The sequence below is a fragment of the Propioniferax innocua genome, assembly GCF_006716235.1.
In the GTDB taxonomy this organism is placed as follows: domain Bacteria; phylum Actinomycetota; class Actinomycetes; order Propionibacteriales; family Propionibacteriaceae; genus Propioniferax; species Propioniferax innocua.
Window position 1 is genome coordinate 1,000,032 of sequence record NZ_VFOR01000001.1, and the last position, 17,860, is coordinate 1,017,891.

Consider the following 17,860-nt stretch of genomic DNA (forward strand, 5'->3'; position numbering starts at 1 on the left):
GCACTGGTCGGGGCAGTCTCACTCCCAGGAGGGGACAGCGAGCGCGAAGCCCACGACTGCAAGCCCGGCAAGTGCCATCAGCGCCACGTCGAACGCCTTGTGGCGAACCTTCAACAACCCGACGATGTCTTTGGGCAGCCATGCACGTTCAGCGGCTCCCACCAGCATCGACGCACCGATCGTGACCGACCCGACGCGCCAATGCCCCACCCACGCCAGGATGAGGCCCGCCACCAGGCCGGCCACCACGATCAGCAGCGGCCACTGGTTGAGTCCGCGCGTGGCCGCTTCAGGAATGCCGCGCGCCATCAGTCCTCGGGGTGGTCCGCCAGGTACTCGGCACGATCCACCACATTGCTGAGGAGCATCGCCCGCGTCATCGGGCCCACGCCACCGGGCACGGGGGCGATCTTCGACGCGACCTCCCACGCGGACTCATCCACGTCCCCCTTGAGGCCAGCATCGGTGCGAGTGATACCAACATCGAGCACCACCGCACCCGGCTTGAGCATGTCACCGGTGAGCAGCCCCGGGCGTCCCGCAGCCGCCACCACGATGTCGGCCCGCTTGGTGTGAGCAGCCAGATCTCTGGTGCCGGTATGGCAGAGCGTCACCGTTGCGTTCTCGGAGCGACGCGTCAGCAGGAGGCCGAGGGGACGCCCCACCGTCGTGCCGCGTCCCACGACGCACACCTCCGCGCCGTGGAGATCCACGTCATTGCGGCGCAGCAGCTCGACGATGCCGCGCGGCGTGCACGGCAACGGACCGTCCTGCCCCAGCACCAATCGCCCCAGATTCACCGGATGCAGCCCATCGGCATCCTTGCTCGGATCGATGAGTGAGAGCGCCTCGTTGTCGTCCAGGTGTTCAGGAAGAGGCAGCTGCACGATGTAGCCGGTGCATTCGGGGTTGGAATTGAGGTCGCCGATGGCCGCCCGCAGTTCCTCCCACGATGTGTCGGCGGGCAGGTCGACGCGGATCGAACCGATCCCCACCTGCTCGCAGTCACGGTGCTTGCCGCGCACGTACGAATGGCTTCCCGGGTCATCACCGACCAGCACGGTGGCCAGCCCCGGTGCACGCCCTCGTGCATTGAGCGCGGCCACGCGTTCTGCGAGTTCGGCCTTGATCGCGGACGCTGCCGCCTTGCCGTCGAGTTTCTCCGCCGTCATCGTTCCCTCTTCCCCAATACTCCGGTCCATGCCTTCACCGACTTCACCGATTCCCCAGGGAGCCCGAGGGGCGAGTCGGTACTGCTTCGACAGTGCCGAGGTCCGGCGCCGGTTCCGGCACCGGACCTCGGCGTCGTGGGGCGTCCGCCCCACGACGGATCAGCCGATGTTCTCGAGCACCTCGGTGAGAACCTGGTTGAACGTGGTGGACGGACGCATGACCGCATCGGCCTTGGCCGTGTCGGGGCGGTAGTAGCCACCGATATCGGCGGGGCTGCCCTGCACCGAGATGAGTTCCTCGGCGATGGTCTGCTCCCCAGCGGTGAGCTTCTCGGCGATGGGGCCGAAGGCCGTGGCCAGTTCCGGATCATCGCTCTGGGCCGCCAGAGCCTGTGCCCAGTACATCGCCAGGTAGAAGTGGCTGCCGCGGTTGTCGATGCTGCCGAGCTTGCGGGCAGGCGACTTGCCGTTGGTCAGCACCTGCTCGGTGGCGATCTCCAGGGCATCGGCCAGCACACCGGCGCGCGGGATGCCCGCGGTCTTGCCCATGTGACGCAGGCTCTCGGCGAGCGCGAGGAACTCACCGAGCGAGTCCCAACGCAGGTAGTTCTCCTCGACGAGCTGCTGCACGTGCTTGGGTGCCGAACCACCGGCGCCGGTCTCGAACAGGCCGCCACCGTTCATCAGCGGCACCACCGAGAGCATCTTGGCGCTCGTGCCGAGTTCGAGGATTGGGAACAGGTCGGTCAGGTAGTCGCGCAGCACGTTGCCGGTGACCGAGATGGTGTCCTCACCGTTACGGATGCGCTCGATCGACACCCTGCACGCCTCGGCAGGAGCCAGGATGCGGATGTCCAGCCCGTCGGTGTCGTGCTCGGGGAGGTACTTGTTGACCTTCTCGATGAGGTTGCGGTCGTGGGCCCGGTTCTCGTCGAGCCAGAAGATCGCCGGCGCTCCGGATTCGGCGGCGCGCGTCACCGCGAGCTTCACCCAGTCACGGATCGGGGCGTCCTTGGCCTGGCAGGCACGCCAGATGTCGCCCTCGGACACCTCGTGGCTCATGAGCACATCACCGGCTGCGTTGCGGACCTCGACTGTTCCCGCCGCCTCGATCTCGAAAGTCTTGTCGTGAGAACCGTACTCCTCGGCCTTCTGCGCCATGAGGCCGACGTTCGGCACCGAACCCATGGTGGTGGGGTCGTAGGCACCATTGGCCTTGCAGTCGGCGATGACGGTCTCGTAGACGCCGGCGTAGGAGCTGTCGGGGATCACCGCAAGGGTGTCGTCCTCCTCGCCCTGCGGGCCCCACATCTTGCCACCGCCGCGAATCATGGCGGGCATCGAGGCGTCGATGATCACATCGCTGGGCACGTGGAGGCCGGTGATGCCCCTGTCCGAGTTCACGTACGACAGACGCGGGCCCTGCTTCAGCGCGGCGTCGATACCGGCACGGATGCCGTCGGCCACATCGGCGGGCAGTGCGTCGAGACCACCCAGGATGCCGCCGAGCCCGTCATTGGCCGACAGGCCGGCCTCGGCGAGCTGCGGACCGTACTGTGCGAACACCTCGGGGAAGAACGCCTTGACCATGTGACCGAAGATGATCGGATCGGAGACCTTCATCATCGTGGCCTTGAGATGGGTGGAGAGCAGCACGTCATCGTCCTTGGCCGCGGCCACCTGGTCCACCAGGAAGTTCTCGAGGGCCTTGGCGTTCATGAACGTGGCGTCCACGACCTCCCCGGCGAGCACCGGCGTCGACTCCTTGAGCACCGTCTCGGTGCCATCGGTGCCGATGTGCACGATCTTCAGATCATCATCGGCCTCCATGACGACCGACTGCTCGTTGTGTGCGAAGTCGTCGGCATCCATCGTGGCCACGCGTGTCTTGGACTCGGGCGACCAGTCGCCCATGCGGTGCGGATTCTTGCGAGCGTAATTCTTCACAGCCTGGGGCGCACGACGGTCGGAGTTGCCTTCCCGCAGCACTGGGTTGACCGCCGAGCCCTTGACCTTGTCGTAGCGGGCACGGACGTCCTTCTCCTCATCGGTCTGCGGGTCCTCCGGGTAGTCCGGGAGGGCGATTCCCCGCTGCTGCAGCTCCGCGATCGCGGCTTTGAGCTGCGGCACCGAAGCCGAGATGTTCGGCAACTTGATGATGTTGGCCTCGGGCATCTTCGCCAACTCCCCCAGCTCGGCCAGAGCGTCGGACTCACGCTGGCCCTCCGGAAGGAGATCGCTGAACACCGCGACGATGCGCCCGGCCAGCGAGATGTCGCGCGTCTCCACCTCAACTCCGGCCGTCGATGCGAACGCCTCGATCACAGGGAAGAACGAGTGCGTCGCCAGCAGCGGGGCTTCATCGGTCAGGGTGTAGATGATCTTGGCCATGTGCGCTCCTAGAAGGTCGTGCCTACCGTACGGGGGTGATTCCACATACGGACTTGTGCTGAGAGGGATGCCGAACGATCAGCCGCTTGGCCGCTGAACATGACGCTCCGCTCAACGTTCAGGGTCAGGCTACCGCCCGCTCGATGGAAGAAGTGTCGGGTCGTTCAGTGGAAGAAGTGTCGGGTTCTGGTCCGGTACATGGTGACGCCGGCTTTCCTGCAGGCCTCGATCGTCTCCTCATCACGGATCGAGCCACCCGGCTGCACAATGGCACGCACCCCGGCGTCGATGAGGATCTGGGGGCCATCGGCGAAGGGGAAGAAGGCGTCGGAAGCCGCCACCGCGCCCTGGGCACGGCCATCGGAACGCTCCACCGCGAGACGGCAGGAGTCGACGCGGTTCACCTGGCCCATGCCGATGCCCACCGCGGCACCGCCGTTGGCCAACAGGATCGCGTTGGACTTCACCGCGCGGCAGGCACGCCATGCGAAGGCGAGATCGGCGAGGGTCTCGGCATCGGCCGCCTCACCGGCCAGGAGTTCCCATGTGGCCGGGTCGTCCCCGTCGGCCTGGAAGTGGTCGGCCTCCTGCACCAGGACGCCACCGGAAATCGGCTTGAGCTCGGTGGCCGGCCCCTCGGCGCGGTTCATGTCGGCCACCAGGATGCGGATGTTCTTCTTGCGCTGGAGGATCTCCAGTGCCTCGGCTTGATAGGAGGGCGCGACGATCACTTCGGTGAACACCTCGGCCACCTGCTCGGCCATGGCTGCGGTGACCTCACGGTTGGCGGCGATGACGCCACCGAACGCCGAGGTCGAGTCGCAGGCGTGGGCCTTCGCGTGAGCGTCGGCGATGTCGGTGCCCACGGCGATACCGCAGGGGTTGGCGTGCTTGATGATCGCGACCGCGGGCTCATCGAAGTCGAGTGCTGCGCGGCGGGCGGCGTCGGTGTCGGTGTAGTTGTTGTACGACATCTCCTTGCCGTGCAACTGCTGTGCGCCGGCGAGCCCGATGGAACCGTCGACGTAGAGCGCCGCAGCCTGATGTGAGTTCTCGCCGTACCGCAGATCGGCAGCCTTGGTCCAGGTCGCTCCGGTGAACTCGCCGAAGAGCGATGCGGCGTCGTCCTCGAGCTGGCCCTGGAACCAGTCAGCCACCGCAACGTCGTAGGCCGCGGTGTGCGCGAAGGCCTGTGCGGCCAGGCGTCGACGCTGGGCGGTGGTGGTGCCACCGGCCTGCAGCGCCTCGATGGCCTCGCCGTACTGGGCGGGATCGGTCAGCACGGTGACGCTCGCATGGTTCTTCGCGGCGGCACGCACCATGGAGGGGCCTCCGATATCGATCTTCTCGATGCAGTCGTCGAAGCCCGCGCCGGATGCGACGGTCTCGGAGAACGGGTAGAGGTTGGTCACCACCATCTCGAAGGGCTTGACGCCGAGCTCGGCCAACTGCTGATCGTGGGCATCGAGAGAGCGGTTCGCCAAGATCCCGGCGTGGATGTGCGGGTGCAGCGTCTTGACGCGGCCGTCGAGACACTCAGGGAACCCGGTGACGTCCTCCACCGGGGTGACCGGCAGTCCGGCGTCGGCGAGAGTCGCCGCCGTGGAGCCGGTCGAGACGATCTCGACACCTGCCGCCACGAGAGCCTGGCCGAGTTCAACCAACCCGGTCTTGTCGTAGGTGGAGACGAGGGCGCGGGTGATGGGCGTGCGGTCCGACATGTTCCTTCTTTCACTTGGCCTGCTGGGCCGATCCGTGCGGGTGTTCGGTTGTGCGTTCCAGAGGCGGGCGTTCACGATCCCGCAAGAGTTGTGACGGTGCGCACGAGCAGTTCGCGTTCGGCCACCTTGATGCGTTCGTGCAGGGTCTCGACCGTGTCGTCGTCGGCGACGGGCACCGCGACCTGGCCGAGGATCTCTCCGGTGTCCACCCCAGCATCGATCGTGAAGACCGTGGCGCCGGTCACCTTGACGCCATGCGCAAGGGCGTCCCGCACAGCGTGCATACCGGGGAAGCTCGGCAGCAGGGCGGGGTGGGAGTTGATGGCCCGCCCTCCGAAGCGGGCCAGGAAGGTCTCCCCCAGCAGCTTCATGAATCCGGCGCTCACCACGAGGTCGGGCTCATGGGCCGCCACCAGTGCGGTGAGTCCGGCGTCCCACGTGGCGCGGTCGGCGCCCCGCGTCAAGGGCAGTGCGAACGTCGTGATGCCGGCGTCACGGGCGCGGGCCAGGGCGTGGGCGTCCACGCGGTCCGAGCCGACGGCCACGATCGACGCCGGGAGTCGACCGGCCCGTTCGGCGTCCAGCAGCGCCTGGAGCAGGGAGCCGGAACCGGATGCGAGTACGACGATGCGGAAAGCCACCCCTGCAGCCTACTGCTCCGGGCGCTGCACCGGGCCCAGCCGTGGATTCGTGGGTTCCTCCCCCTCTTCCACGGCCCCCTCTTCCACGGCCCCCGTAGGTTCTTCGTTGATCTGGGGATCTTCGGCATCAAGTCGATCCCAGACTCCGGAGTCCTCGGTCTCCGAAGTGGGCGCATCGTCCTCAGCGCTCGAGTCGCCGTCACCGTCGTTCGAATCGATGTCGCCGCTCCCGGCACTCGGCCTGGTGGGGTCGCTTCCTTCCCCGGATTCGGCCTTCTGCTCGGCACGACGCATCCGCGACATGCGGACCAGCCCCCACACCAACCCGACGGTGAGACCGGAGAGGCCCATGATCGCGGGGGCGAGCACGAGCAGTTCGATGCCACGCGGGCCGAGGCCGGTGAGGTTCCCGGTGCCGAGATCACCACCGGACAACATGGCCGTGGCGACGACGAGGAGGCCCCCCAGGACGCCGGACAGACCGCCCACCACCGCCGTCTCGTCGCATCGTGCGTGCGGCAGTGAGCGCAACACCGAGATCGCTGCGACGGCACCGGCGAGGACACCCACGACCAGCCACAGCATCAAGCCCTCATGATGTGGCCCCTCCGGTGGAACGGCACCGAAGACTGGAATCGCGGGCAGGAATCCGATGTCGGTTCCCACCGGGGTCAGGACACTCTGAGCACCCAAGCGGATCCCGGCCCCCAGCACCCAGGAGACGCCCCACAGCACCAGATTGACCCAGAAGGCCGCCTGCGTGACCCATGCGGCAGCCACTCCTGCCCCGGTGAACCCGAGCTCATCCTGGAGCGCGATGACACGCGGCCACTGCTGCACGAATGTGGTCGCCACGGCTGCGACGCCGCCCACGAACGTGACTCCCCAGGAGCGCGCCATCGCCATGGGGACCGGCTGCGCCCACCACGGCAGCCTGTCGAGGACGAAGACCCTGAACGGACGCATGACGCCCGGCCACGCTCCGAGCACCGAGACGCCCAACCCGTGGGCGAGCACGATGCCCAACCGCTCGGTGACGCCGGTGGCTGCCGAGATCGCCACCACGCCCATGGTGTAGGCCACGATGACCAACCCGGCGCACTTCAGGGCAAAGCGCAGCCGCTCGGGCTCGGCGGCTTCCTCTGTCTGTTCGGCCACCACCAGCGCAGCACGTCGTGTGAGAAACCACACAATCGGGATGAATGTGATCGTCACGCCCAGCGGAACGACCGTCCACAGGCTTCTGCCCACCTGAAGGCCACCACCGTGTGCCGCGATCCAGACGCGTGTCGCCATCTGCACGGCTTCGGCGAACGGCGCGGTGCGGTCGATCACCCACAGCCCCAGAGCGGGAATGGTGACCACCAGCCACGTCGTCACGACAGCCAGAACCCCCGCGGCGAAAACAGTCATCGGCCACGGGAACCGTGTCAGCACGTCGTCATTTTCGGGCTCGTCACCGTCGCCGTGCACCTGTACCTGCAGGTGCACGCGCTCGGAACGGGTTCTTCTGGTGGTCATATCGCGCCCATCGTGGCAGAGTGAGTCAGTCGTGATCGCTTCGGACACACCGGAGCCACAGGGTTGGGCCACCACGTAAACTTGCTCAACCGATGGACGAGCGCCACGCTGGGAGGAGCAAACGCGTGTCTGACGAACAGCAACCGCACCCGCGGCCACGCCGGGCTGCGGGACCATCCCCCCAGTCGCCGGATGACGAGAACTTTAACCCCGGAGGCCCCGGCTTCGGCTCGGACACGCCGGAGAGCATGCGGCCTCGTCGCGGCGTGGAGCAACCTCGTCGCGGCGTGGAGCAACCTCGTCGCGGCGTGGAGCAACCGAGCGGAGGCTCTCCCGCCCCGGGACCACACCGGCCCACCGGCCCGGGGTTCGGCTCCTCGACTCCGGGGGGAGTCGGTCATGACGCTCCACCGCCGGCGGATCAGACCGTGCTTCGAGGTGACCTGCCCAAAACAGATCGTCCCGGGGCACGGGACGACCAGACGGTCCTGCGCAGTGAACTAGGCACCAGCGGCGATCTGGGCACCAGCGGCGATTCCCCCTCCACGCCGCACCGTGGCCCCGATTTCGCGACGGGCGCAGGAGCCTCTGCAGCCGGCAGCTCGACGGCTTGGTCCAAGCCCACCGGTGGCGGCCATTCCGGCACCCCCTCCCCCGACCTGACCGCTCCCGCCCCCAACCGTGGCGACGTCGACGCCGAAGACAAGACGATCGACGCCGCGAGCCTGGGCAAGGCCCGCGTCGACTCGGATGACCCTGAGAAGAATCCCTTCGCGCCACGCCCGGAACAGAAGGAGAAGAAGTCCTGGAAGGACCGCCTTCCCCTGGTCGGGAAATCCGAGCCCGAGGCCCCGGTCGGACGCCGCGTCGCCGAGCGCAAGCCCTGGTTCCGCGTCCCGACCCGTGCCGGGCAGAAGACCGACAAGCGAAACATCACCGCCGCGCTGGTCACCGGAGCCGCAGTGGTCCTGACCATCGTCGTGCTCGCCAGCTTCTTCATGTGGAATGGAAAGCGGGAGACCGCCGCGTTGATGCAGTCCCCCACGCCCACTGCAAAGACGACCAATGATCCTGCGCCGCTGGTGACCGAGGGCAGTCTGATGACCGCGGACATCTCCAAGTCCCTCGACTCCGGGCAGGACTGGAACGCGACACAGACCAGCGATCAGGTGGGCGAGCAGTCCGTGGGCGTCGCCTGCGTGACCACGACCCCCAACGGGCAGCCTCTGCCCAAGGGCACCTTCCTGCGGACGCTGACCGGATCGGGCGACAAGGGCACCGCCGCACTCCACCGCGTCGACGGCTTCGGTTCGACCGATGAGGCCAAGAGCTACTTCCAGTTCCGCTCCACCGAGATCGGCGGCTGCCAGGGATCGCCGTTGCACGTGCAGGAGGGCTACGAGATCACCGGGCTCGGTGACGAGGCCGTGGCGGTGAAGCTGGTCCTGCAGGACCAGACGCCCGAGTACCACACCGTCGTCCTGGCCCGCACCGGCCAGAACGTCAACATCATCGATGTCGCGCAGAAGGACTCCTCGGTCTCCGCCGACGATGTGGCCGACGCCGCACGTCAGGTGATAAATCGCCAGTGTGGTTCAGCCGCCGGACTGTGCTCGGCTAGCGACATGCAGGTCAAGGACTCCATGCCTCCCGCCGGTGGCGACGAGCCTGGCTTCCTCGCGGCCGGCGATATCCCGCGCATCACGCCAGGCACCGGCAACTGGGCCGGCACGGCCCTCACCAAGGAGGTCGACGTCGGTGACGGCAGCAACTGCGAGGCCGTCGACTTCGCCACCGTCTCGGGCCCCCAGAAACGCCAGCAGCGCACCTACCTGCTGCGCAACGACCCCGGCGCTCCGGCGGAGTTCGGCATCGACGAGGTCGTGCTGACCATGCCGAACACGGGCGATGCCGAAGATCTCGTCTCCGAGATCGGCGACAGCATCGACGGCTGCGAGAGTCGCCTGCTGACTGCGAAGGTGCCCCAGAAGGGCGAGGTGAAGGCCAAGGGAGCCGGCGGCATGGAGGTCGAAGGACGCTGGTTCACCGTCACCCAGGAACTCGGCGGCAACCAGAAGTCGACCTACCGTGTCGCCGTCGTCCAGTCGGGCACCAAGGTCATCTACACCCGCATGAATCCCGAGGGCGACTTCGACCTCGAGGATGACGAGTGGGCGCGGGTCAACAAGAGGGCCGGCCAACGAGCGACGCAGAGCGGCTGACCCAGACCCGTTGAGAGCAACGACCGGCTGAAGACGGCAAGCGATCGATGACAGCAAGGACCCCGGCGCACATCATGTACGCCGGGGTCCTTCGTCATGCTGAGAGGCTCAGCTCACTTCTTGTCGTCTCCGATGCCGAGGCCCTTCTTGATGGCGTCGCCGCCCTTCTCCACGTGCTCGGAGTGCTTGTTGCCGGTCTTCTCGTTGACCATGTCCTGGCCCTTGTCGACGCCCTGCTGGACCTTGTCGGGGTTCTCGCCGGCGAAGTCCTTGGCCTTGTTCAGAAAGTCGTTCATGGTCTCTCCTTCGTTTGACGGTCAGACGTTGGGGGTGACCAACGACACCCACGCTAGCGACCACCATCTTCCCGCTCCGACCCCCTCCCCCTTTCGCGGCTCTCACCCACGAACCGACGAGCCCCGGACCTCCTGCAGAACACAGGTGGTCCGGGGCTCGTGACGGGTCAGGAAACGCCGTTCCCGAGCGTCAGATCCGGGAGAGCAAGGCTCACTTGCCGAGGTTCTCCATGACCGCACGCATCAGTTCAGCGGTCTCGGTGGGCGTCTTGCCCACCTTGACGCCGGCGGCCTCGAGGGCCTCCTTCTTGGCTGCCGCGGTGCCGGAAGATCCCGAGACGATGGCGCCGGCGTGGCCCATGGTCTTGCCCTCGGGAGCGGTGAAGCCGGCCACGTAGCCCACGACGGGCTTGGTGACGTTCTTCTCGATATAGGCGGCGGCGCGCTCCTCGGCGTCGCCGCCGATCTCGCCGATCATGACGATGGCATCGGTGTCGGGATCGTCCTGGAACGCCTCGAGGCAGTCGATGTGCGTGGTGCCGATGACCGGGTCGCCACCAATACCGATGGCGGTGGAGAAGCCGAGGTCACGGAGCTCGTACATCATCTGGTAAGTGAGCGTGCCCGATTTCGAGACCAGACCGATACGACCGGCCTTCGGCGCGATGTCGGACGGGATGATGCCCGCGTTCGACTTCTCCGGGGAGATGATGCCGGGGCAGTTCGGGCCGATGAGACGGGTCTTGGTGCCCTTGGTGAGGGTGTAGAACTCGGCGGTGTCCTTGACCGCGATGCCCTCGGTGATGCAGACCACCAGCGGCATCTCGGCCTCGATGGACTCCACCACGGCCGACTTGGTGAACTTTGCAGGGACGAAGATGACCGAGACGTTGGCGCCGGTCTCGGCCATGGCCTCGGCCACGGTTCCGAACACGGGGATCGAGACACCGCCGTCGAACTCGACGCTCTGGCCGGCCTTCTTCGGGTTGGTGCCACCGACCACCTGGGTGCCGGAGTTGAGCATGCGCTGGGTGTGCTTCATGCCCTCGGACCCGGTCATGCCCTGGACGATGACCTTGGAATCAGAGTTGAGGAAAATTGCCATGGTTCAACGTCCTTTCAGGCCTGATCAGCCAGTTCGGCAGCCCGGCGGGCCGCACCGTCCATCGTGTCGACGCGCTCGAGCCCGGGGAGGTTGGCCTCATCGAGGATCTTACGGCCGAGATCTGCGTTGTTGCCGTCCAGACGCACGACGAGCGGCTTGGGCTCGGTGCCGTTGGCCTTGAGGATCTCGAAGGCCTTCACGATGCCGTTGGCGACCGCGTCACAGGCGGTGATGCCACCGAACACGTTCACGAACACCGACTTCACCTGCTCGTCGCCGATGATGACATCGAGACCGTTGGCCATGACCTCGGCATTGGCGCCGCCGCCGATGTCGAGGAAGTTAGCGGGCGAGGGCTTGCCGGGGAACTCCTCACCGGCGTAGGCGACGACATCGAGCGTCGACATGACCAAGCCTGCGCCGTTGCCGATGACGCCAACGTTGCCGTCGAGCTTCACGTAGTTGAGGTCGAGCTTCTTGGCCTTGAGTTCGAGCGGATCGGTGGCGTCGATATCGACGAGCGCCTCGTGGTCGGGGTGGCGGAAACGCGCGTTGTCATCGAGGGTGACCTTGCCATCCAGCGCGATGATGTCACCCGCACCGGTCTTGACCAGGGGGTTGACCTCGACGAGCGAGGCATCCTCGGCCGTGTACACCTCGTACAGCTTCACGAAGACGGGGGCGAGCTTGTCAGCGTCGGCGTCGTCGAAACCGGCCTTGGTGGCGATCTCGCGGGCCTTGGCCTCGTCCAGGCCGGCCACCGGGTCGATCGGCTCACGCACAAGCGCCTCGGGACGCTCGACGGCGAGCTGCTCGATCTCCACGCCGCCCTCCTTGGAGCACATGACGAGGTAGCGACGCTCGGCGCGGTCGAGCAGGATCGAGAAGTAGTACTCCTCGGCGATGTCAGCGCCTTCGGCGATCATGACCTTCTTGACAACGTGGCCCTTGATGTCCAGGCCCAAGATCTGCTCGGCCTTCTCTGCGGCCTCATCAGCGCTCTTGGCGACCTTGACCCCGCCGGCCTTGCCACGGCCGCCGGTCTTGACCTGCGCCTTGACGACGACGACCGGAGTGCCGAGATCGGCAGCGGCCTGCTTGGCTTCATCGGGGGTGGTGGCGGTGATGCCCCGGAGAACCGGCACACCGTGCGACTCGAATACGTCGCGCGCCTGGTATTCGTAGAGATCCACGACGGCTCCATCCTTGTGGTGACGACATTTGTCTTTCCGCAGCCTAGCGAGCCAGGAACTTCGGCGACACACCCGGTTCGCACGTACGGAACGCTCAAACCGGAAATCACCGCCACAGAGGCATGGCGCGTCCACATGCCCCCTTCCTAATGTGGTGCGCAGACCACAACGTTCGCCCACTTCCCCACCCCTCCAAGCGCTGCGCCCCGAGCAGCACTTCACGTGAGCGAGTTCTTCTGGACGAGGACATGATGCGCACTTCTGGTTCGTTCCGGCAGCCGATCGCCCTGGACGCCGACCGGACCCTGCGCCGGGACGAGATCGCCCGGCTCCGTGCGGCCCATACCTCTGCGGCCCCTGCCCAGCGCTTCCCCGCGCCCACGGCACCCGGCCGCCCCGCCACGGCGGCTGCGCCCGGACGTGGCCCTGCAGCCCCTCGCGGAGAGAACCGCGCGACTCCCCACCCACACACCGCTCCCGTCGAGGCCGATGCCGTCATCGCCGACGATGACCCCGATGGCGTCACACCCCTGCTGCAGGTCGCGAGTCACGGCATCACTGCGCTGGGTCTGTCTCTGGTGGCGCTGTTCGCGACCGGGATGATCTTCTGGGCGAACACGGCGGCGACCACCGAAGCGATGGATCATCGCGCTTCGGGTGCCGGGCTCCCCGACACCTCGCAGGCCATCCCGGTCGAGGCCGTCAGGCCTCCTGTCGGTGCTCTGGGCAACGAGCCCGACCCCAACCCCGAGGATGAGACCACGAACGGCGAGCTCGAGGTGTTCGACAGGTCGGCCGAGGCCTCGGTCTCCGACCCGGTTCGCCAAGAACTCGACCGCGCCATCGCCGGTCGCCGCGCCCACCATCGTGACGCTCAGCTCTCCCACACCAACGACCGCGCGGTCGCGACCTCCGATGAGCGTGTGGTGGACGCCCGGGGCCGCAGGCTCGTGGACACCCAGGAAGCCACCAAACGGGAGAACGCTCGACTCGAGGAGGAGAAGCGGAAAGCCGAACAGGCCTTGGCCGAACAGCGGCGGGCAGAAGAGCAGTCTCGTCACGATGCCGCCCAGCAACGACGCGGCCCACTCCTGCCGCCACGCCCCGAAGAGCTGGCCGGGGGTCGGGCCGACGTCGATGGGAACGCCGCCACCCCAGTGGCAGCGGGCGGCTACAGCGTCAGTGCCCGTTGGGGCGCGGTCGGCTCATGGTCGCGCTACCACACCGGCGTCGACCTCGCCGCCCCCGTCGGCACACCCCTGCGCGCAGCAGCCGACGGCGTCGTCATCCCCGCCAACGGCGGCGGCTGGGCCGGAACCCACGTCGTCATCCGCCACAGCGACGGATCCGCCACCCTCTACGCCCACATGAGCGGAGCCTCGGTCTCCCCCGGCCAAACCGTCAAAGCCGGCCAACCCATCGGCGCCGTCGGCATGACCGGCCGCACCTTCGGCCCCCACCTCCACTTCGAGCACTACCCCAACGCCAGCACCGTCGGAGACCCCTACACCACCGACGACCCCGCCCGCTGGCTCATGGGCCTCGGCGTCAACCTCTGACCCGAACCACGAGCCCCGTGACCTTCGAGGGCCGAATGTCACACGAAAAGCACAAAAAGTGACGAAGGTCACATCGCGAGAGGGGGTGGCCGAGCCATCCCGCCCCCTGCAGGCATCAGGGAGAACCCTGATGCCCGTGGGGTTTCCCCCGCTCCACACGCACGTGACTCCACAACCCTGCCGAGCGTCACGGAGATTTGAGGTCGGGTTACCAATCCGTTACCTTTGTTGAGGTCGCTGCGAGGCCAGATTCCCGCAAGCGGCTGAGAGTGACCGAACACCTAGGAGACTCCATGGGGATCAACCCGCTGCGCCGCACCAAGGCACGTCGCGCGATGAACGCGACCCCCGAGGCGAAGCTGGAAGAAGTCGATCCCGCCCTGGGCACCCGCTCGCTCATCGCGCACGGATTGGCCGCACTGGCCATCTCGACGCTGGGCCTGGGCACGATCGGCGCGGTGAACCTCGCCTCGACCGCACAGGCCAATCACGTGGACGAGACCCGCGTCGAAGGCACCGGAAACCCCGACACCTCTCGCGCCGAGCCCGAAGTGGCCGCGCAGGAGCAGCGCCTCGAGCGTGCCGCCGCGCAGCAGGAGGAGCAGGAGGCCGGCGAGTCGGAGAACGGCAGCCTCGAGGTCTTCGACCGTTCCGCCACCGAAGCCAGCCGCAATGCCGTGCGCAATGAACTCGACCGCGCCATGGCCGACAAGCGCGCCGCAGAGCGCAGCTCGTCACTCGTGCAGACCAACGAGGATGCTTTCGATGAGTCCGGCAAAGCCGTTCAGGACGCCCGCTCGAACAAGCTGATCGACAACGACGAGGCCATCAAGCGCGAGCAGGCCCGCCTCGAAGAAGAGAAGAAGAAGGCCGAGAAGGCTCTCAAGGACCAGCGCGCCGAAGGGGAAGCCCAGGAAGAACCCGGCGCACTCCCGCCGATGCCGAAGTCCAGCAGCGGCGGCATCAAGGGCAAGGGCGCGACGCCCATATCTCCCGGCTCCTACACCGTGGGCGCACGCTGGGGCGCTGTCGGTGCGTGGTCGCGCTACCACACCGGCCAAGATCTTCCCGCCCCCGTGGGCACACCCCTGCGCGCAGCAGCCGACGGCGTGGTCATCCCCGCCAACGGCGGCGGCTGGGCCGGAACCCACGTCGTCATCCGCCACAGCGACGGATCCGCCACCCTCTACGCCCACATGAGCGGAGCCTCGGTCTCCCCCGGCCAAACCGTCAAAGCCGGCCAACCCATCGGCGCCGTCGGCATGACCGGCCGCACCTTCGGCCCCCACCTCCACTTCGAGCACTACCCCAACGCCAGCACCGTCGGAGACCCCTACACCACCGACGACCCCGCCCGCTGGCTCATGGGCCTCGGCGTCAACCTCTGACCCGAACCACGAACCACGAGAGTGACCCCACCGGCTTCCGCCGGTGGGGTCACTCTTTGCTCCATGTCGGTGACAGGCCGAGGCGGCGTCACTGCATGGTCAGAGTTTCTCCAGCGGCGCGAATTTCAGCGCCAGACGCTTGACCCCCGCTGAGCCGAAGTCCACGTCGGCCTTCGCCGCGTCCCCACTGCCGGACGTCGCCAACACCGTGCCCAGCCCGAAGCTGCTGTGGACGACCTTCTCACCCACTTCCAGCACCGGCACCTGCTTGTTGGCGCGGGCCTGCGTCACGCGGCTCGGGAACGATGCCTCCGAGCCGCTGCGTGTGGCGCGTCCACCACCGCTTCCCCAGGGGCCGACCGAACCCGTGTCGCTCCACGACGTGCTGGAGGATCCGAGCCGCTTCCAGTCGATGAGCCGTTCGGGGATCTCCTCCAGGAACCGGCTCGGCGGATTGTGCTGCGGTGCGCCCCAGGCTGCACGCGTCTGTGCGCGCGACAGGTGCAGCAGGTTCCGTGCGCGCGTGATGCCCACATAGGCCAGCCGTCGCTCCTCCTCCAGCTCGGTGGGGTCGGCGAGGGATCTCATGTGCGGGAACGTGCCGTCTTCCATGCCGGTCAGAAACACGGTGTCGAACTCCAGACCCTTGGCGGTGTGGAGCGTCATGAGCGTGACCATGCCGTTCTCATCAGAATCAGGAATCTGGTCGGCGTCGGCCACCAGTGCGATCCGCACGAGGAAGGCGGCCAGGGACGGATCGGTGTCGGCCAGATCGGGGGCCTCGGCCTCTTCTCCGGCTTCTTCTCCGGCCTCTTCGCCGGTCTCGTCGTCGACCTCGTCGGGAACATCCGTGGCGGTGGCGCTCCCGACGAACTCCTCGGCGACCGCCACGAATTCGGCGAGGTTCTCCAACCGCGTCTGATCCTGCGGATCCTCAGAATCCTGCAACGTGGCCAGATACCCGGAGACCTCGAGGATGTGCCCCAGAACCTGGTCGGCCGGTGCAGTCTCGGCCAGTTTCGCGGCTTCGTCGAGGAGGTCGTTGAAGGCACCCAGCAGTTTCGTGGCACGCGAAGCGAGTCCCAGGTCCTTGTACTGACGCAGCGCAGCGCCGAAGGAGATGCGGTCCCGCGCGGCACGTTCGGCGACCGCATCCACCGAACGGTCCCCGATCCCCCGCTTGGGCACATTGATGATGCGCCGGACCGACACGTCATCGTCACGGTTCGCGATCGCACGCAGATACGCGATGGCGTCCCGAATCTCCTTGCGCTCGTAGAATCGAACGCCACCCACCACCCGATACGGCAGGCCGGTGCGAATGAAGGCCTCCTCGAAGGCACGGGACTGCGCGTTCGTCCGATAGAAGATCGCGGTCTGTCCGTAGGCCGCTTCACCCTCGTCCACCAGACGATCGATCTCCGACGCGATCCAACGCGCCTCATCGTGCTCGGTGTCGGCGACGTAACCCACGATCTGCGGGCCGTCACCGGCGTCGGACCACAGGTTCTTGGCCGGACGCCCCTCGTTGCGGGTGATGACGGCATTGGCCGCGGTGAGGATCGTCTGCGTCGAGCGGTAGTTCTGCTCCAGCAGGATCGTCCGGGCGCCGGGAAAATCGGCCTCGAAATCGAGGATGTTGCGGATCGTGGCGCCACGGAACGCGTAGATCGACTGGTCCGAATCACCGACGACCATGAGCTCGGGTGAATCGAGTGCACGCAGGTGCTCGGCGTTCTCGAGCTGTTCGGGGTCGGCGCACAGTTCATGGATGAGCTGGTACTGAGCGTGGTTGGTGTCTTGGTACTCGTCGACGAGCACGTGCCGGAAGCGCCGCCGATAGACCTCACGGACCTCCGGGAACGCCTGCAGCAGGTGCACGGTGGTCATGATGAGATCGTCGAAGTCGAGTGCGTTCGCGGCGCGGAGCCGACGCTGGTACTCCCGGTAGGCCTCCTGATAGCCCTCGGCGAGCTCGGTACCGCCCCATCCACCCGGCACCGGTCGCCCGGCGCAGGATTCGTGGTCGACCAGTTCGTTCTTGGCGTCCGAGACCCAGTTGAGGACGTCACGGGTCGGGAACTTCTTCGGATCCAGATGCAGATCGGCGAGCACCATCTGCATGAGCCGCTTGGAGTCGGCCCCGTCGTAGATGGAGAACGTGCGCGCGATGTCGAACCGCCCGATCTCCGCACGAAGGATCCGCACACAGGCCGAGTGGAACGTCGAGACCCACATGAGTCGGGCCCGGTTCCCGACGGTGTCGGCCACACGTTCACGCATCTCGGCCGCAGCCTTGTTGGTGAACGTGATCGCGAGGATCGACCCCGGATGCACCTGCCGCTGCGAGACCAACCATGCGATGCGACGCGTCAGAACCCGCGTCTTGCCCGAGCCTGCCCCGGCCACCACCAACAACGGACTGCCGGCATGGGTCACGGCCTCACGCTGCGGGCCGTTGAGGCCGGCAAGCAGCGTCTCGGCGTCGACGGTCGGCGGACGCGTCGACGAAGATCCAGAAGACGCGGCATCGCGCTGCGTCGAAGCAGGGGTCGGCTCGGGGAACAGGGCTGCGGAGTTCATCAGGGCCACACTACGGCGCGACACCGACACATGGGGACCACGTTTCGCTTCGACCTATAACCTTTCAC

General features: G+C 67.0%; 13 protein-coding genes. 3 read left to right on the forward strand and 10 right to left on the reverse strand.

Annotated elements, in window-relative coordinates:
• Positions 1 to 18 precede the first annotated feature (18 nt).
• The 6 genes from FB460_RS04690 to FB460_RS04715 all read right to left on the reverse strand — a co-directional run bounded on the left by FB460_RS04690 (position 19) and on the right by FB460_RS04715 (position 7,446).
• Positions 19 to 309 (reverse strand): DUF3017 domain-containing protein, encoded by a 291-nt coding sequence (locus FB460_RS04690; protein ID WP_142092903.1) that lies wholly within the window; start codon positions 307 to 309, stop codon positions 19 to 21.
• Positions 309 to 1,172, reverse strand: coding sequence for a bifunctional methylenetetrahydrofolate dehydrogenase/methenyltetrahydrofolate cyclohydrolase (locus FB460_RS04695; RefSeq protein ID WP_142092904.1), 864 nt, complete (start codon positions 1,170 to 1,172; stop codon positions 309 to 311). Before FB460_RS04695 ends, FB460_RS04690 begins: the two co-directional genes overlap by 1 nt.
• A gap of 159 nt (positions 1,173 to 1,331) precedes the next feature.
• Positions 1,332 to 3,563 carry an NADP-dependent isocitrate dehydrogenase gene (locus tag FB460_RS04700; RefSeq protein ID WP_142092905.1) on the reverse strand — a complete coding sequence of 744 codons (2,232 nt, stop codon included), beginning with the start codon at positions 3,561 to 3,563 and terminating at the stop codon, positions 1,332 to 1,334.
• Between the two features lie 164 nt (positions 3,564 to 3,727).
• Entirely contained in the window at positions 3,728 to 5,284 is a 1,557-nt protein-coding gene (gene purH / locus FB460_RS04705; protein ID WP_142092906.1) for a bifunctional phosphoribosylaminoimidazolecarboxamide formyltransferase/IMP cyclohydrolase, read from the reverse strand.
• 71 nt (positions 5,285 to 5,355) lie between these two features.
• A complete protein-coding gene (gene purN / locus FB460_RS04710; protein ID WP_142092907.1) occupies positions 5,356 to 5,925 on the reverse strand; it encodes a phosphoribosylglycinamide formyltransferase in 570 nt (189 codons plus the stop codon).
• 9 nt (positions 5,926 to 5,934) lie between these two features.
• Positions 5,935 to 7,446: a cell division protein PerM gene (locus tag FB460_RS04715; protein WP_142092908.1), complete on the reverse strand. Its 1,512-nt coding sequence runs from the start codon at positions 7,444 to 7,446 to the stop codon at positions 5,935 to 5,937.
• Positions 7,447 to 7,874: 428 nt separating this feature from the next.
• On the opposite strand from FB460_RS04715, the gene FB460_RS04720 reads away from it, so the two are divergent.
• A complete protein-coding gene (locus FB460_RS04720; RefSeq protein WP_142092909.1) occupies positions 7,875 to 9,668 on the forward strand; it encodes a hypothetical protein in 1,794 nt (597 codons plus the stop codon).
• A gap of 113 nt (positions 9,669 to 9,781) precedes the next feature.
• On the opposite strand, the gene FB460_RS04725 is transcribed toward FB460_RS04720, so the two are convergent.
• From FB460_RS04725 to sucC, 3 genes are all read right to left on the reverse strand, one after another.
• Positions 9,782 to 9,964, reverse strand: a complete 183-nt coding sequence (locus FB460_RS04725) for an antitoxin (protein WP_142092910.1) — start codon at positions 9,962 to 9,964, stop codon at positions 9,782 to 9,784.
• Between the two features lie 211 nt (positions 9,965 to 10,175).
• On the reverse strand, positions 10,176 to 11,069 hold the full coding sequence (gene sucD, locus FB460_RS04730; RefSeq protein ID WP_142092911.1) for a succinate--CoA ligase subunit alpha: 894 nt from the start codon (positions 11,067 to 11,069) through the stop codon (positions 10,176 to 10,178).
• A gap of 14 nt (positions 11,070 to 11,083) precedes the next feature.
• Positions 11,084 to 12,262 carry an ADP-forming succinate--CoA ligase subunit beta gene (sucC, locus tag FB460_RS04735; protein ID WP_142092912.1) on the reverse strand — a complete coding sequence of 393 codons (1,179 nt, stop codon included), beginning with the start codon at positions 12,260 to 12,262 and terminating at the stop codon, positions 11,084 to 11,086.
• A 248-nt stretch (positions 12,263 to 12,510) separates the two neighbouring features.
• On the opposite strand from sucC, the gene FB460_RS04740 reads away from it, so the two are divergent.
• A complete protein-coding gene (locus tag FB460_RS04740) occupies positions 12,511 to 13,821 on the forward strand; it encodes a peptidoglycan DD-metalloendopeptidase family protein (RefSeq protein WP_170209945.1) in 1,311 nt (436 codons plus the stop codon).
• Positions 13,822 to 14,114: 293 nt separating this feature from the next.
• Positions 14,115 to 15,209 (forward strand): M23 family metallopeptidase, encoded by a 1,095-nt coding sequence (locus FB460_RS04745; protein ID WP_142092914.1) that lies wholly within the window; start codon positions 14,115 to 14,117, stop codon positions 15,207 to 15,209.
• A gap of 99 nt (positions 15,210 to 15,308) precedes the next feature.
• Here the strand turns inward: FB460_RS04745 and FB460_RS04750 are convergent, their stop codons facing one another.
• Positions 15,309 to 17,792 (reverse strand): UvrD-helicase domain-containing protein, encoded by a 2,484-nt coding sequence (locus tag FB460_RS04750; RefSeq protein WP_142092915.1) that lies wholly within the window; start codon positions 17,790 to 17,792, stop codon positions 15,309 to 15,311.
• Between the last annotated feature and the right edge of the window lie 68 nt (positions 17,793 to 17,860).

Coding starts and splice junctions, on each gene's coding strand:
- FB460_RS04690 (WP_142092903.1), bottom strand. CDS start 309: ATGGCGCGCGGCATTCCTGAAGCGGCCACGCGCGGACTCAACCAGTGG.
- FB460_RS04695 (WP_142092904.1), bottom strand. CDS start 1,172: ATGACGGCGGAGAAACTCGACGGCAAGGCGGCAGCGTCCGCGATCAAG.
- FB460_RS04700 (WP_142092905.1), bottom strand. CDS start 3,563: ATGGCCAAGATCATCTACACCCTGACCGATGAAGCCCCGCTGCTGGCG.
- purH (WP_142092906.1), bottom strand. CDS start 5,284: ATGTCGGACCGCACGCCCATCACCCGCGCCCTCGTCTCCACCTACGAC.
- FB460_RS04715 (WP_142092908.1), bottom strand. CDS start 7,446: ATGACCACCAGAAGAACCCGTTCCGAGCGCGTGCACCTGCAGGTACAG.
- FB460_RS04725 (WP_142092910.1), bottom strand. CDS start 9,964: ATGAACGACTTTCTGAACAAGGCCAAGGACTTCGCCGGCGAGAACCCC.
- sucD (WP_142092911.1), bottom strand. CDS start 11,069: ATGGCAATTTTCCTCAACTCTGATTCCAAGGTCATCGTCCAGGGCATG.
- FB460_RS04740 (WP_170209945.1), top strand. CDS start 12,511: ATGATGCGCACTTCTGGTTCGTTCCGGCAGCCGATCGCCCTGGACGCC.
- FB460_RS04745 (WP_142092914.1), top strand. CDS start 14,115: ATGGGGATCAACCCGCTGCGCCGCACCAAGGCACGTCGCGCGATGAAC.
- FB460_RS04750 (WP_142092915.1), bottom strand. CDS start 17,792: ATGAACTCCGCAGCCCTGTTCCCCGAGCCGACCCCTGCTTCGACGCAG.